The organism is Hydrogenophaga sp. RWCD_12 (assembly GCF_046604225.1).
Lineage (GTDB): Bacteria > Pseudomonadota > Gammaproteobacteria > Burkholderiales > Burkholderiaceae_C > Hydrogenophaga.
Map to the genome: position 1 here is coordinate 380,302 of NZ_JBKIXC010000006.1, position 13,406 is coordinate 393,707.

General features: G+C 66.5%; 15 protein-coding genes and 3 tRNA genes. 14 read left to right on the forward strand and 4 right to left on the reverse strand.

Going from position 1 to position 13,406, the window contains the following annotated elements; genetic code table 11:
• Positions 1 to 4: 4 nt before the first annotated feature.
• Together ACLIJ1_RS22930 and apaG are read right to left on the reverse strand one after the other, a co-directional pair.
• Positions 5 to 2,044, reverse strand: coding sequence for a site-specific recombinase (locus tag ACLIJ1_RS22930; protein ID WP_411367888.1), 2,040 nt, complete (start codon positions 2,042 to 2,044; stop codon positions 5 to 7).
• Between the two features lie 22 nt (positions 2,045 to 2,066).
• A complete protein-coding gene (gene apaG, locus ACLIJ1_RS22935) occupies positions 2,067 to 2,465 on the reverse strand; it encodes a Co2+/Mg2+ efflux protein ApaG (RefSeq protein WP_411367910.1) in 399 nt (132 codons plus the stop codon).
• 80 nt (positions 2,466 to 2,545) lie between these two features.
• Here apaG and rpe point away from each other — a divergent pair, with 80 nt between their 5' ends.
• Together rpe and gph are read left to right on the forward strand one after the other, a co-directional pair.
• Positions 2,546 to 3,223: a ribulose-phosphate 3-epimerase gene (rpe, locus tag ACLIJ1_RS22940; protein ID WP_411367889.1), complete on the forward strand. Its 678-nt coding sequence runs from the start codon at positions 2,546 to 2,548 to the stop codon at positions 3,221 to 3,223.
• Complete coding sequence (gene gph / locus ACLIJ1_RS22945; RefSeq protein ID WP_411367890.1) at positions 3,223 to 3,939, forward strand: phosphoglycolate phosphatase; 717 nt, start codon at positions 3,223 to 3,225, stop codon at positions 3,937 to 3,939. Before rpe ends, gph begins: the two co-directional genes overlap by 1 nt.
• Here gph and ACLIJ1_RS22950 read toward each other — a convergent pair.
• Together ACLIJ1_RS22950 and ACLIJ1_RS22955 are read right to left on the reverse strand one after the other, a co-directional pair.
• A complete protein-coding gene (locus ACLIJ1_RS22950; RefSeq protein WP_411367891.1) occupies positions 3,933 to 5,063 on the reverse strand; it encodes an ABC transporter substrate-binding protein in 1,131 nt (376 codons plus the stop codon). The two genes, gph and ACLIJ1_RS22950, sit on opposite strands and share 7 nt — an antisense overlap.
• 115 nt (positions 5,064 to 5,178) lie before the next feature.
• Positions 5,179 to 5,775 (reverse strand): chalcone isomerase family protein, encoded by a 597-nt coding sequence (locus tag ACLIJ1_RS22955; protein WP_411367892.1) that lies wholly within the window; start codon positions 5,773 to 5,775, stop codon positions 5,179 to 5,181.
• Between the two features lie 372 nt (positions 5,776 to 6,147).
• On the opposite strand from ACLIJ1_RS22955, the gene trpE reads away from it, so the two are divergent.
• The 12 genes from trpE to ACLIJ1_RS23015 all read left to right on the forward strand — a co-directional run.
• Complete coding sequence (trpE, locus tag ACLIJ1_RS22960; RefSeq protein WP_411367893.1) at positions 6,148 to 7,647, forward strand: anthranilate synthase component I; 1,500 nt, start codon at positions 6,148 to 6,150, stop codon at positions 7,645 to 7,647.
• A 119-nt stretch (positions 7,648 to 7,766) separates the two neighbouring features.
• Positions 7,767 to 8,336 carry an anthranilate synthase component II gene (locus ACLIJ1_RS22965; protein WP_411367894.1) on the forward strand — a complete coding sequence of 190 codons (570 nt, stop codon included), beginning with the start codon at positions 7,767 to 7,769 and terminating at the stop codon, positions 8,334 to 8,336.
• Positions 8,333 to 9,406, forward strand: a complete 1,074-nt coding sequence (gene ltaE, locus ACLIJ1_RS22970) for a low-specificity L-threonine aldolase (RefSeq protein WP_411367895.1) — start codon at positions 8,333 to 8,335, stop codon at positions 9,404 to 9,406. The genes ACLIJ1_RS22965 and ltaE overlap by 4 nt, the downstream gene beginning before the upstream one ends.
• Positions 9,407 to 9,425: 19 nt before the next feature.
• Positions 9,426 to 10,076 carry a LysE family translocator gene (locus ACLIJ1_RS22975; protein WP_411367896.1) on the forward strand — a complete coding sequence of 217 codons (651 nt, stop codon included), beginning with the start codon at positions 9,426 to 9,428 and terminating at the stop codon, positions 10,074 to 10,076.
• A gap of 15 nt (positions 10,077 to 10,091) precedes the next feature.
• Positions 10,092 to 11,144: an anthranilate phosphoribosyltransferase gene (gene trpD / locus ACLIJ1_RS22980; protein ID WP_411367897.1), complete on the forward strand. Its 1,053-nt coding sequence runs from the start codon at positions 10,092 to 10,094 to the stop codon at positions 11,142 to 11,144.
• A 10-nt stretch (positions 11,145 to 11,154) separates the two neighbouring features.
• Positions 11,155 to 11,298: a hypothetical protein gene (locus ACLIJ1_RS22985; protein ID WP_411367898.1), complete on the forward strand. Its 144-nt coding sequence runs from the start codon at positions 11,155 to 11,157 to the stop codon at positions 11,296 to 11,298.
• Positions 11,291 to 12,091, forward strand: a complete 801-nt coding sequence (gene trpC, locus ACLIJ1_RS22990) for an indole-3-glycerol phosphate synthase TrpC (protein WP_411367899.1) — start codon at positions 11,291 to 11,293, stop codon at positions 12,089 to 12,091. The genes ACLIJ1_RS22985 and trpC overlap by 8 nt, the downstream gene beginning before the upstream one ends.
• Positions 12,092 to 12,220: 129 nt before the next feature.
• The gene (locus ACLIJ1_RS22995) at positions 12,221 to 12,865 is read left to right on the forward strand and encodes a uracil-DNA glycosylase (protein ID WP_411367911.1); all 645 of its coding nucleotides are present in this window, start codon (positions 12,221 to 12,223) and stop codon (positions 12,863 to 12,865) included.
• Between the two features lie 46 nt (positions 12,866 to 12,911).
• Positions 12,912 to 12,997 (forward strand) — tRNA-Tyr (locus ACLIJ1_RS23000).
• 18 nt (positions 12,998 to 13,015) lie between these two features.
• Positions 13,016 to 13,089, forward strand: a tRNA-Gly gene (locus ACLIJ1_RS23005).
• A gap of 73 nt (positions 13,090 to 13,162) precedes the next feature.
• Positions 13,163 to 13,237: transfer RNA gene (locus tag ACLIJ1_RS23010), tRNA-Thr, on the forward strand.
• A 43-nt stretch (positions 13,238 to 13,280) separates the two neighbouring features.
• The coding region (locus ACLIJ1_RS23015; RefSeq protein ID WP_253946095.1) for a GTP-binding protein at positions 13,281 to 13,406 on the forward strand (126 nt) is incomplete at its 3' end.

The following is a 13,406-nucleotide window of genomic DNA, read 5'->3' on the forward strand; positions in this document are numbered from 1 at the left end:
GTGCTCAATGCCGGGATGCATCCGCTTCGGTGCTCTCGGCGTTCAGGTCGTCGACGCGGTGGTCCCGCGGTGGTCCGTCGCCGGGGCGCGGCGGCAGCAGGAAGCTCAGCGGCGCGTGCCGCAGGCGGTAGCGGATGGCGGCGTAGATGCGGCTGCGGCTGGCGTCATTGGTCGCCTGGGCACGCAGGGCCAGGCGGAACGCGAGGTAGAAACTCACCGCCAGGTTCAACGGTCCAATGACCACCACTCCGGCCACGGCCCACCAGAATTCCGGGTCGCGCAGCACCTCGGTGCCCAGCGCCATCGCGGCGGCGGCCATCTGCCCGGCCGAGAGGGTGACGTGGCGCACCTGCAGGTTCAGCCCGAAGAATTCGGCGAACGCCGGCACGATGCCCAGCATCAGGCCCAGCGAGATGTTGGCGGCCAGGCCAGAGATGTTGTTGCGCAGGAAGGTGGCCCAGCGGTCGGCGCGCTCGCGGCCCAGCCAGGCGCGGTAGCGCGGGTTGTGGCGGATGGCCGAATCGAGGCGGTGGAACACGAACCAGTTCTCGACCCAGCCGGCGATGATGCTGGAGGCGAACAGCAGCACGCCGGTGAAAGCGGCGAACAGCACGGTCGGACCCAGCAGCTGCATGTCGTGCAGCACGTGTTTCGCCTTGTCGGCGTCGATCATCTGCGCGCCGGTGAACTGGCTGAGCCCGGCGCTGATCAGCATCACGACCGGGATCACCAGACCGACGTTGCCCAGGATGGCGGCGATCTGCGAGCGAAGCAGGTTGGCCACCTCGTCGACAAAGCTGCGCACCGCGCCAGGCTGGCGGATGTCGCGCAGCTTGGCGACCATGGCCGGCGCGGTGACGGCCGGCTGCTTGGTCGCCACGGTCCAATGCAGCAACTGCACCAGCACGAAGAAGAAGGCGTAGTTCAGGCCGGCGGCAAAACCGTTCCAGAACAGCGAGAGGCCCAGGCCGTAGAGCGCGAACTTGACCCAGGTGGTCAGGCCGATCAGCGCGCCGCCACCGGCCGCCTTGCCCAGCATCTGGCGGTATTCGGCGGCGTCGCGGGTGATGTAGTGCTCGCCGCTTTCTGCGCTGCGTTCGGCCACCTTGGCGGCCGTGAGGTGCGAGCTGCTGGCGATCAGTGCGCGCAGACTGCGGTTGTCCTGGCCGACCTGGGCCAGATCGGCGATCAGGGCTGCGGTGGCGCGTTCGGGCTGCTCCGACTGCAGGCAGTCCAGCAGCGACTTGGCGCGCAGCACGCGCTCGCGCAGCTGCCGCAGGCGGAACACGATGCCGACCGAGACGCCGTGCGCGTCCAGGTGCGCGTAGACGGTGTAGGCCGCGTGACGGCAGGCGTCCAGCTGGCTGCGCAGCGTGGTCGCGGCGGCCAGGGCTTCGTTGCTGCGGGTGCCGTGGGTGAGCACCGCTTCGCGCAGTGCCTCCATGTCGACCGGCAGCTGGTGGAAGGTGCGCTCGGCCTTGGCGGCGTCGGACATGCGCACCCGGATTTCGGCCGCGTAGCCGGTCGCGGTGATCTGGCCGACGCTGAACACCAGCGCGTCGAGCAGGGCGCGGTCCCAGAGCCCGGCGATTGCCGCAGCACCGTCGTGCGGGAACAGCAGTTCGCGGATGCGCTGCAGCGTCTGGCTGTCCAGCGCGCGCAGCCAGCGCACATCGTCGGCGGTGGGCAGCAGCAGATCGAACAGCGTACCGAGATCAGAGGTCTCTGGCGTGCCGGGCAGAAGCTTCTTGCGCACCCGGTGGCCGAACTCGCTGAGGAAGGCGGTGCGCGGCGCGAAGCCGTGATCGGCCAGCAGCGGGGCGACGTCCACCGAGTCGGTGAAGCGCTGCCACCAGGCACGCCAGCGCGCCAGCCACTCGGGCCGTGCCTGTACCGCATCGAGCAGCAGGCGCACGCGGGCCACGCTGGTCTGGGGATTGCCATCGTCGCCGCGCACCCAGCGCAGCGTGTCGATCAGCCAGAGATGCCGCTCGGCCTGCGGTGCGTCGGGATCCAGCTGGTCAAGCAGGTGGACCAGTTCCATGCGGCGCGCGATGGTGTGGGCCTCAGTGCAGCACGCGCGGTGCCTGTTCGCCGCCGGCGGCGTCGGCCACGAGAGCAAATTCCGGCACCTCGGCCTCGAAGCGCTCGCCGTCTTCGGCCACGCAGAAGAAGCTGCCGCGCATGCTGCCCGAACGCGTGGACAGGCGGGTGCCACTGGTGTACTGGAAGGATTCGCCCGGGCGCAGCAGCGGCTGGTTGCCCACCACGCCCAGGCCCTTGACCTCTTCGGTGTGGCCGCGCGCGTCGTCGATGATCCAGTGCCGCGCGATCAGCTGTGCCGTCACGTCACCGCTGTTGGTGATGGTGATGGTGTAGGCGAATGCGTAGATGTCTTCGTCCGGGGACGATTGCTCGGCCAGGTACTGGGGCTCGACCTCGCAGGTGAACTGGTATTTCGGCATGCCGGGCATGTTACCGCGATGCAGCAGAGCCGCGCCGGCCCTGCGAAAATGCGCCCTTCGACCACCGGACTTCCCGCCCCATGACCACCTACCGCATCGCCCCGTCCATCCTTTCCGCCGACTTTGCCCGCCTGGGCGAAGAAGTCCGCAACGTCGTCGCCGCCGGCGCCGACTGGATCCACTTCGACGTGATGGACAACCACTATGTGCCCAACCTGACCTTCGGCCCCATGGTCTGCCAGGCGCTCAAGCCACACGCGAAGAAGCCCGACGGCTCGCCGGTGCCGATCGACGTGCACCTGATGATCCAGCCAGTGGATGCGCTGGCCGGCGCCTTCATCGACGCGGGCGCCGACCTGGTGAGCTTCCACCCCGACGCGTCGGGCCACGTTCACCGCAGCGTGCAGGCCATCAAGGCCAAAGGCTGCAAGGCCGGCCTGACCTTCAACCCGGCCGAACCGCTGGACGTGCTGGACTGGGTGATCGAGGACATCGACCTGATCCTGATCATGAGCGTCAACCCGGGTTTCGGTGGCCAGAGCTTCATCGACTCGGCCCTGCGCAAGATTGAGGCGGCGAAGAAACGCATCGAGGCGTCGGGCAAGGACATCCGCCTCGAAGTGGACGGCGGCATCAAGGCCGACAACATCCGCCGTGTTGCCGATGCGGGCGCCGACACCTTCGTGGCTGGCAGCGCCATCTTCGGCAAGCCGGACTACAAGTCGGTGATCGACGACATGCGAAAGGCGCTCGCCTGATGCTGGGCCCGATTCAGGCGGTGATCGTCGACCTCGACGGCACGATGGTCGACACACTCGGGGATTTTGAAGAGGCGCTGAACCGCACCATGACCGACCTCGACCTGCCGCCGGTCACGCGCGCGCTGATCGAACGCACCGTCGGCAAAGGGTCGGAGCACCTGATCCGCTCGGTGCTGGCGCACCAGCTGGCCCTGCCCGAAGTGACGGGGCTGGCCAACGTCTGCCAGGCGCGCAACGCCGACACGCTTTACGAGCCCGCCTGGCAGCGCTACCAGCACCACTACCGGCGCATCAACGGCCAGTTCTCGGCGGTCTATCCCGGCGTGGTGGAAGGGCTGGAGGCTCTGAAGGCCCTCGGGTTGCCCATGGCTTGCCTGACCAACAAGCCTCTGGCCTTCGCGCAGGGGTTGCTGGCAGTCAAAGCGCTCGACGGATTCTTCGGCTGGGTGTTCGGCGGCGACAGCTTCGAACGCAAGAAGCCCGACCCGATGCCGCTGCTGGGCACCTGCGCCGCGATGGGTGTGGCGCCAGAACGGGCGCTGATGGTCGGCGACTCGCAGAACGACGCGCAGGCGGCGCGCGCCGCCGGCTGCCCGGTGGTGCTGGTGAGCTATGGCTACAACCACGGTGAGCCCGTGCAGCAGGCCGGTGCCGAAGCCTGCGTCGACCGGCTCGATGCGCTGCCGGCGCTGATTGGGATCCCCGGTCAGTAAACCAGCTTGCCCTCGGCGTTGACGACGGCAATGTCGACCCAGCTGGAGCCGACGTTGCCCTTGCTGAAGTTGACGCGGAAGCCGCCGAGATCGACCTCGCCCATGCGGCGCAGCGACTCGGCCAGGCCACCCGGGGTCAACGGTTTGGCGCGGCGGGCTGCCTCGGCGAAGACGCGCGCAGTCACATAGCCTTCCATGTGGAACGAGGTCGGGGCGGCAATGCCCGGGTGCTTGGCCTGCATGGCGGCGCGAAAGGCGCGCTGCAGCGGCAACGACACCCCGGCCGGGTTTGGATAGGTCTGCGCGATGCCCACACCGCGCGCGCCCGGCCCGGCGGCCTTGAGCAGGGCCGAACCGGGCAGGTATGAGAGCGTGAAGATCATCTGCGACACGCCCGCCGCGCGCAGGGCCGCAATGCTGTCGGCCACGAACTTGGGGGCACCGACCACCAGGGCGGACTGCGGGGCCGCGGTCGCCAGGGCCTTCGCCGCCTGCTGGATGGCGGCCGGGTCGGTACCGGCCTTGGCTTCCACGATCTGCAGGCCGCCCCCATCGGCCGACGCAGCGGCCTTGGCCGATGCGAGGCCCGAGCTGCCGATCGGCAGATCCTGGTACATCACACCCATGGACTTGATGCTCAGCGCGCGGGCGTGCGAGACGATCTTCTGGATCTGCTGCGCATCGCCGGCGCGGATGTGGAAGAACTTCGGATGCCCCGGATCGCGCAGCACGCCCGCGCCCGGCACGGCGTTCAGGATGGTGATGTCGGTGCTGTCCAGCAGCTTGCTTTCCAGCAGGCCCTTCAGGGTGGCGGAACCGAGCGGCGCCAGCAGAGCGACCGGCTTGCGCGCCATGACCTCGTCCAGACGGGCCTTGAAGCCGTCGAAGCTGTAGGTGTCGTCCAGCTTGAGCAACTGCACCTTGCGGCCGTTGATGCCGCCCTTGCCATTGAGCTCGTCGAAGGCCGCCACCAGGCCTTCGTTCAGTTCCTTGGGATCGGGCGCCGGCAGGACCGTGAACGGTCCGATCTGGGCCACGACGATGTCGCCGGATTCCTGGGCGATGGCGGGCAGGGGAAGGGCGCCGCAAAGGGCGGCGGCCTGGATCAGACTGCGTCGGAGCATGGGGGCGGAGGGCTTTCGGAAAAAGCCGGATTGCACCCGCTCCCTTCCTCCCGACTTACAGGGTTAACCCTAGGGCTGGGACCGCCGGTCGCCTCAAGGGTACAGACGGATGCTTTTACTTCCGGATGCCCAGCAGGGCGTCCTTGAGTTGCCAGTCCGCCGGCTTGGGACCGAGCCAGATCCGCATCAGGGCCTCGAAGAATTCCGGCTCCTTGAAGGGTTCGCCCTCGACCTGCCCCTTGACCGTCAGCACGGTGCCGGTGCCGGGAATCCAGTCGAGCACGAAGTTCTCGCCCGTCTTGAGTGTCTTGTGGTTGGTGAAAACCTGGCTCATGCGCATCACGCCGGGCACCAGCTTGGCAAAGCTGCCCTTTTCCATGTTGTCTTCCATGCCGCGCGAGAACAGCTTGCCCAGCTCGGCCGAGTCGATGTCGCGCAGCATGGTGATCGTCATGCGCTTGGGGCCGGGCTGGTCGAGCAGACCATCGGGCGTGTTGGCCGGCTTTTCGACATAGAAGCCGGCGGTGTACACCTTGAACACGGCCTTGTAGCGGATGCCGGCTCCATTGAGCACCAGCGGTTTGCCCGCCAGGGTGACCCGGTCGTCAATTTTCACGCCCGCCACTTCCACCGCCCCCGCGCAGAGGCTGGCGGTGAGGGCGGCGCCCACGGTGATCTGGCGCAGGAGGCGGCTCGCGTTCGGTGGATACATGGTTGGGTGCTCCGAATAGAACGATCGTTCGGTTGAGCATTGTCCGCAAAGCGCCTTCCGGGAACAAGAGGGAGTCTCCCTCCGATGGCTGTGAGGGCTGGCCGGTCGCGTCACCCGGGTGACCGGCTTTGCTACACTGCTCCGGTCATGTCTGCTTCATTCACGTTCCTTGCAGGTTTCGCACCTGGCCGCAATGGCCGGGGAGCCTGGCCCTGGCGCAAGCCAGCGTCAACGTGAACTCTCCCCTCTGAAGGGGCCCCGGTCCGGTCGCGACGCGACCCTCCCGCGCCCCGCTAGCCTGCAGCCTTCGCGGCTGCGACCCCCACAGATGGCACGGCGGCCACAGCGCCCCAGCCCACCGGAGCAAGAACCGTGATCACCGAACTCGAATTCAAGAGCCTCGCGCAACAGGGCTACAACCGAATCCCGCTGATGGCCGAGGCCTTCGCGGACCTCGAAACCCCGCTCTCTCTCTACCTCAAGCTGGCCCATGGCCGCGGCGACGGCGCCAACAGCTTCCTGCTCGAATCCGTCGTCGGCGGCGAGCGTTTTGGCCGCTACAGCTTCATCGGCCTGCCCGCGCGCACCCTGCTGCGCGCCAGCGGCTTCGGTGCCGGCGCGAAGACCGAAGTCGTGCGCGATGGCGCGGTGGTGGAGACGAACCACGGCAACCCGCTGGACTTCATCGAAAGCTACCAGCAGCGCTTCAAGGTCGCGCTGCGGCCCGGCCTGCCGCGCTTTTGCGGTGGCCTAGCCGGCTACTTCGGGTATGACGCAGTCCGCTACATCGAGAAGAAGCTGGAGAACAGCTGCCCGCCCGACACCCTGGGCACGCCCGACATCTTGCTGCTGCAGTGCGAGGAGCTGGCGGTCATCGACAACCTTTCGGGCAAGCTCTACCTGATCGTCTACGCCGACCCGGCCCAGCCTGAGGCCTATGCCAACGCCAAGAAGCGCGTGCGTGAGCTGAAGGACGCGCTGAAGTATTCGGTCGCCGCCCCGGTGGTCAAGCCGAGCCAGAGCCACCCGGCCGAGCGCAGCTTCGCCAAGGCCGACTACCTGGGCGCCGTGGACCGCGCCAAGGAGCTGATCGCCGCTGGCGACTTCATGCAGGTGCAGGTAGGCCAGCGCATCAGCAAGCGCTACACCGAGTCGCCGCTGAGCCTGTACCGCGCGCTGCGTTCGCTGAACCCGTCGCCCTACATGTATTACTACCACTTCGGGGACTTTCACGTGGTGGGGGCATCGCCGGAAATCCTGGTGCGCCAGGAGCACACGGAAGAAGGCCAGAAAGTCATCATCCGGCCGCTGGCCGGCACCCGCCCGCGCGGCGCCACGCCCGAGAAGGACAAGGCGACCGAGGTCGAACTGCTGGCCGACCCGAAAGAGCGCGCTGAGCACGTGATGCTGATCGACCTGGCACGCAACGACATCGGCCGCATCGCGAAGATCGGCAGCGTCAAGGTGACCGAGGCCTTCGTGGTCGAGCGCTACAGCCATGTGATGCACATCGTGAGCAACGTCGAGGGCGTGCTCAACGACGGCATGACGAACATGGACGTGCTCAAGGCCACCTTCCCGGCCGGCACGCTGACCGGCGCTCCCAAGGTGCACGCCATGGAATTGATCGACCAGCTCGAACCCGTCAAGCGCGGCATCTACGGCGGCGCCTGCGGCTACCTCAGCTATGCCGGCGACATGGACGTGGCGATCGCCATCCGCACCGCAATCATCAAGGACCAGACCCTGCACGTGCAGGCCGCGGCCGGCGTGGTGGCCGACTCGGTGCCCGAGATGGAGTGGAGGGAAACCGAGCACAAGGCCCGCGCGCTGCTGCGTGCGGCGGAACTGGTCGAGGAAGGTCTGGAGTGAGCACCATGACGAAAAAGATCCAAGACATGAACGGCGCCGGGCCGTCCCAAGCCGTTCAAGCCCCCTTGGGGGGCAGCGGACCTCGCGCAGCGGGGGAGCGTGGGGGCGTCAGGGTTTTGATGGTGGACAACTACGACTCGTTCACCTTCAACATCGTGCAGTACTTCGGTGAACTCGGTGCCGACGTGACCGTGGTGCGCAACGACGAGATCACGGTCGAAGAGATCCAGCGCCTCCTGGACGCCGGCCAGATCGACCGCCTGGTGATCTCGCCCGGCCCCTGCTCGCCGGCCGAAGCGGGCATCTCGGTGCCGGCCATCCAGCACTTTGCGGGCAAGCTGCCCATCCTTGGCGTCTGCCTGGGTCATCAAGCGATCGGCGCTGCGTTCGGCGGCAGGATCATCCGGGCGCAAGAGCTGATGCACGGCAAGACCAGCGTCATCACGACCACGCAGGAGGGCGTGTTCGCCCAACTGCCCGAGCAGTTCACCGTCAACCGCTACCACTCGCTGGCCATTGAACGTGAAAGCTGCCCGGACTGCCTGAAGGTCACCGCCTGGACGCCGGACGGCGAGATCATGGGCGTCAAACACAAGACGCTGGCGATCGAAGGCGTGCAGTTCCATCCCGAGAGCATCCTGACCGAACATGGCCACGCGATGCTCAAGAACTTCCTGGAGCAAGCATGAAGACCGTCGACCTGCGCAGCGACACCGTCACGCAACCGACGGCCGCCATGCGCGCCGCCATGATGGCTGCGCCCCTGGGTGACGATGTGTTCGGCGACGACCCGACGGTCAATGCGCTGCAGGAGCGCATCGCGGCGCTCACTGGCAAGGAGGCCGCGCTGTTCATGCCTTCGGGCACGCAGAGCAACCTCTGCGGCATCCTGGCGCACTGCGGGCGTGGCGACGAATACATCGTCGGCCAGCTGGCCCATACCTACCGCTACGAAGGCGGTGGCGCGGCGGTGTTCGGCAGCGTACAACCGCAACCGCTGACGCAGGACGCACAGGGGCGCATGGCACTGGCCGACATCGCGGCGGCCATCAAGCCCGACGACCCGCACTTCGCACGCACCCGGCTGCTGTGCCTGGAAAACACCTGGAACGGCCATGTGATGCCCGACGACTACCTGCGCGGCGCCACGGCGCTGGCGCGAGAGAAGGGGCTCAATACCCATCTTGACGGCGCGCGCGTGTTCAACGCCGCCGTGGCCTCGGCCGCGCCGGGGCAGGGAGCTTTCGCCCGTTTGCGTGAGATCGCCGACCATTTCGATAGCCTCTCGGTCTGCTTCAGCAAGGGCCTGGGTGCGCCGGTCGGTTCGGCCCTGTGCGGTTCGCAGGAGCTGATCGCGCGCGCTCGCCGCATCCGCAAGATGGCCGGCGGCGGTCTGCGCCAGGCGGGGCTGCTGGCCGCCTGCGCACTGCACGCGCTGGACCACCACGTGGAGCGTCTGGCTGAGGATCATGCGAATGCGCGGCGACTGGCTGATGGCCTGGCTGGCATCGACGGCCTGACGGTGAAGTCGGCACAGACCAACATCGTCTTCGTCGACGTGGCCGATGGCCGCGGCCCGGACTTGCTGGAGTTCCTGAAGGTGAACGGTGTGCTGGCCACGGGTCTGATCGGCCTCCGTTTCGTCACGCACCTCGACGCGGACGCGGTGGGCATCGACCATGCCATCGCGACGGTGCGGCGGTTCTTTGCCGAAGCGCCTGCTGCATCGGCCGCCGTCGGGCGCACCGGCCCTTACTGATTCCTTCCCGGAGACGCGCATGCCAGACTCGACGCAACTTCTGGTGTTCATTGCGGCAGGCTGGCTGCTCAACCTCACGCCCGGTCCCGACGTGCTCTACATCGTGAGCAGCGCGCTCAAGAGCGGCGTGCGTGCAGGCATCGTTGCCGCGCTGGGCATCGTCAGCGGCTGCTTTGTGCACGTGTTTGCGGCAGCGCTCGGCGTGGGCGCATTGCTGGCCACCTCCGTCATGGCCTTCGCCGTGCTCAAGTGGGTGGGAGCGGCCTACCTGATGTGGATGGGGGTGAAGCTGCTGGTCGCCAAAGGCGGCGCGGCGGTGGTGCAGGCTGTGGACGATGTTGCCGCCTCCGCGCCAGACCTGTGGCGCGTCTACCGCCAGGGATTCCTGACCAACGTGCTCAATCCCAAGGTCGCGCTGTTCTTCTTGGCGTTCGTGCCGCAGTTCATCGCGCCGGGCGCCGACAACAAGGTGGTCGTCTTCCTGCTGTTGGGCCTGCTGTTCAACATCAACTCGCTGCCCATCAACTTTGGCTACGCATGGCTCGCCGGTTGGGCCTCGCGCCGCGTCGGCGCGGTGCAACGCGCCATGCACTGGATGGACAGGGCCGCTGGCGCCATGTTCATCGGCTTTGGCCTCAAGCTGGCCATGTCCGACAATCCTTCCCGCTGACCTCGGAGACATTCCATGCCCCAAGCCCACAAGATCACCCCGCAGGAAGCCCTGCTGCGCACGATCGAGCACCGCGAAATCTTCCACGACGAGATGCTGCACCTGATGCGTCTCATCATGAATGGCGAGATGTCGCCCGTGATGATGGCGGCGCTCATCACCGGCCTGCGGGTGAAGAAGGAAACCATCGGCGAGATCACGGCGGCCGCGCAGGTGATGCGCGAGTTCTCGACCAAGGTGCACGTGGCCGACAAGACACACCTGGTGGACATCGTGGGTACCGGCGGCGACGGTTCGCACACCTTCAACATCTCCACCTGCTCGATGTTCGTCGCGGCGGCCGCTGGCGCCAAGGTCAGCAAGCACGGTGGCCGCAGTGTGTCCAGCAAGAGCGGCAGTGCCGACGTGCTGGAGAGCCTGGGCATCAACATCAACCTGCCGCCGGACGCGATTGCGCGCAGCATCGCCGAGGTCGGCGTGGGCTTCATGTTCGCCCCGAACCACCATCCGGCCATGAAGAACGTGGCCCCGGTGCGCCGCGAGCTGGGCATCAAGACCATCTTCAACATCCTGGGGCCGCTGACCAACCCGGCCTCGGCCCCCAACATCCTGATGGGCGTGTTCCACCCCGATCTCGTGGGGATCCAGGTGCGCGCCCTGCAACGTCTGGGCGCCGAACACGCGGTGGTGGTCTATGGCCGGGATGGCATGGACGAGGTGTCACTGGGCGCGGCCACCATGGTGGGTGAACTCAAGGACGGCGAGATCGCCGAGTTCGAGATCCACCCCGAAGACTTCGGCCTGACCATGGCCAGCAGCCGCACCTTGCGGGTCGAGACGCCGGAAGACTCGAAAACCATGCTGCTGGGTGTGCTGGAGAACCGCGACGAGCCGGTGCTCAAGGCGGCCAAGGACATCGTGGCACTCAACGCCGGTGTGGCCCTGTACGCGGCCAATGTGGCGGCCGACATGAAGCAGGGCATTGCCCTGGCGCGCCAGACCATCGAGTCGGGTGCCGCAGCGGCCAAGCTGGCGCAATTGAAGGCCTTCACCCAGGCGACGGCCTGAGGGGTGGAGCATGCCGGCCTGGCTGCAGAACGAAGGTGCGTGGATCGCCCTAGGCGTTTCTGCGCTGTTCATCGTCGCCGGTGTGGTGATGCACCGTGTCATCAAAAAGGTGCTGCAAGACCCGCAGCCAAAGGAATCTCGGAAACATGAGTGACATCCTGAACAAGATCGTGGCGGTCAAGCGCGAAGAGATCGCCGCCGCCATCAAGAAGAAGCCGCTGGAGGCGATGCGCTTCGACGCCGAAAGCCGTGTGCTCACGCGCGATTTCGAAGGCGCCTTGCGCGCCAAGATCGCGGCCGGCCAGGCCGCGGTGATCGCCGAGATCAAGAAAGCCAGCCCGAGCAAGGGTGTGATCCGCGAGGACTTCATCCCGGCCGACATCGCCCAGAGCTACGCCGAGGGCGACGGCAAGGTCAGCGCTGCCTGCCTGTCGGTGCTGACCGACAAGCAGTTTTTTCAGGGCAGCCCGGACTACCTCAAGCAGGCCCGCGCCAGCTGCGACCTGCCGGTGTTGCGCAAGGACTTCATGGTCGACCCGTACCAGGTCTACGAAGCCCGGGCCATGGGGGCGGACTGCATCCTCCTGATCGCTGCTTGTCTGGACGATGCGCAGATGGCCGACCTCGAGGCGATCGCCCACGTCATGAACATGTCGGTGTTGGTCGAGGTACATGACCGCGCCGAGTTGCTGCGCGCCCTGAAGCTCAAAACACGGCTGGTGGGCATCAACAACCGCAATCTGCGTAACTTTGAGGTCACGCTGCAGACCACGCTGGACCTGCTGCCCGACGTGCCGGCCGACCGGTTGCTGATCACCGAGTCGGGCATCCTGGGCCAGGCCGATGTGCAGACCATGCGTGCGGCGAACGTGAATGCCTTTCTGGTTGGCGAGGCCTTCATGCGAGCGCCGGAGCCGGGTCTGGCATTGGCTGAGCTGTTTGCCTGAGTGTCCGTGCAGCAGGGTTCGTTCGACTGGGGCCGAGAAGGTACTGCCGACGCCGGCCAGGCGCTCGTGCCGCGCTTGCAGGAGGCCGATCCGGGGCTTTGGCCGGTGGGTGCGGGCTGGCGTGCGCTGATGGAAAGGTTCTGGGCGAATCCGGCCGGGCTCGCCCTGCTGGCGTTTCTGCGGCAGCGGCTGCAGGAGGGCGCCGTCGTGTATCCGCCACAACCTCTGCGTGCACTGTCAGAGGGCGGGCCGGCGTCGGTCCGGGTGGTGATCGTCGGCCAGGACCCGTACCACGGACCGGGGCAGGCCGAGGGGCTGGCTTTTTCGGTCGCGCCCGGCGTGCGCATTCCGCCCAGCCTGCGCAACATCTTCAAGGAGTTGCATCGCGACCTCGGGCTCCCCGTTCCAGACAGCGGGTCGCTGATGCCCTGGGTCGAGCAGGGGGTTCTGTTGCTCAATACCAGCCTGACGGTCGAGGACGGGCAGGCAGGCAGCCATGCCGGGCGCGGCTGGGAGGTGCTTACCGATGCAGTGATTGATGCCTGCAACGCTTCGGGAGACGGCAAAGTGTTCATGCTTTGGGGTGCCCACGCCCAGAGAAAGCTGGGGGCCATCGATCAGTCGCGGCATCAAGTGTTGTGCGCGAACCACCCTTCGCCACTGTCCGCCATGCGTGGACCGGTGCCGTTTCTGGGCTGTGGTCACTTCAGTGCTGCCAACCGGTGGCTGGCGGCCAGCGGCCGACCGGTGGTGGACTGGAAGTTGGTGGGTTGAAGTGACACGGCCAAAAAAACCGTGGCATAATGTTGGGCTGCGTTGTGGAGGGGTGGCCGAGTGGTTAAAGGCAGCAGACTGTAAATCTGCCCGCTAACGCGTACGCTGGTTCGAATCCAGCCTCCTCCACCAATGACTGCAGGCGCTTGCGCGGGAGTAGTTCAATGGTAGAACCCCAGCCTTCCAAGCTGATGACGCGGGTTCGATTCCCGTCTCCCGCTCCATTGCCGGTTGTTGGGTTGTCTGTTGCGGCGCAGAGTTGATTTTCCAGGTATCTGGCGTGTGCCGGATGTCTTGGCCCTTGTGGCTCAGTGGTAGAGCACTCCCTTGGTAAGGGAGAGGTCGCGGGTCCGATTCCCGCCAAGGGCACCATATTTGTTCTGGTGTTTCGGCAATTTTGTTTTGGAGCTGAAAAATGGCAAAAGAGAAATTTGAGCGGACCAAGCCGCACGTGAACGTTGGCACGATTGGTCACGTGGACCATGGCAAGACGACGCTGACGGCCGCCATCACCACTGTGCTGGCAGCCAAGTTCGGTGGC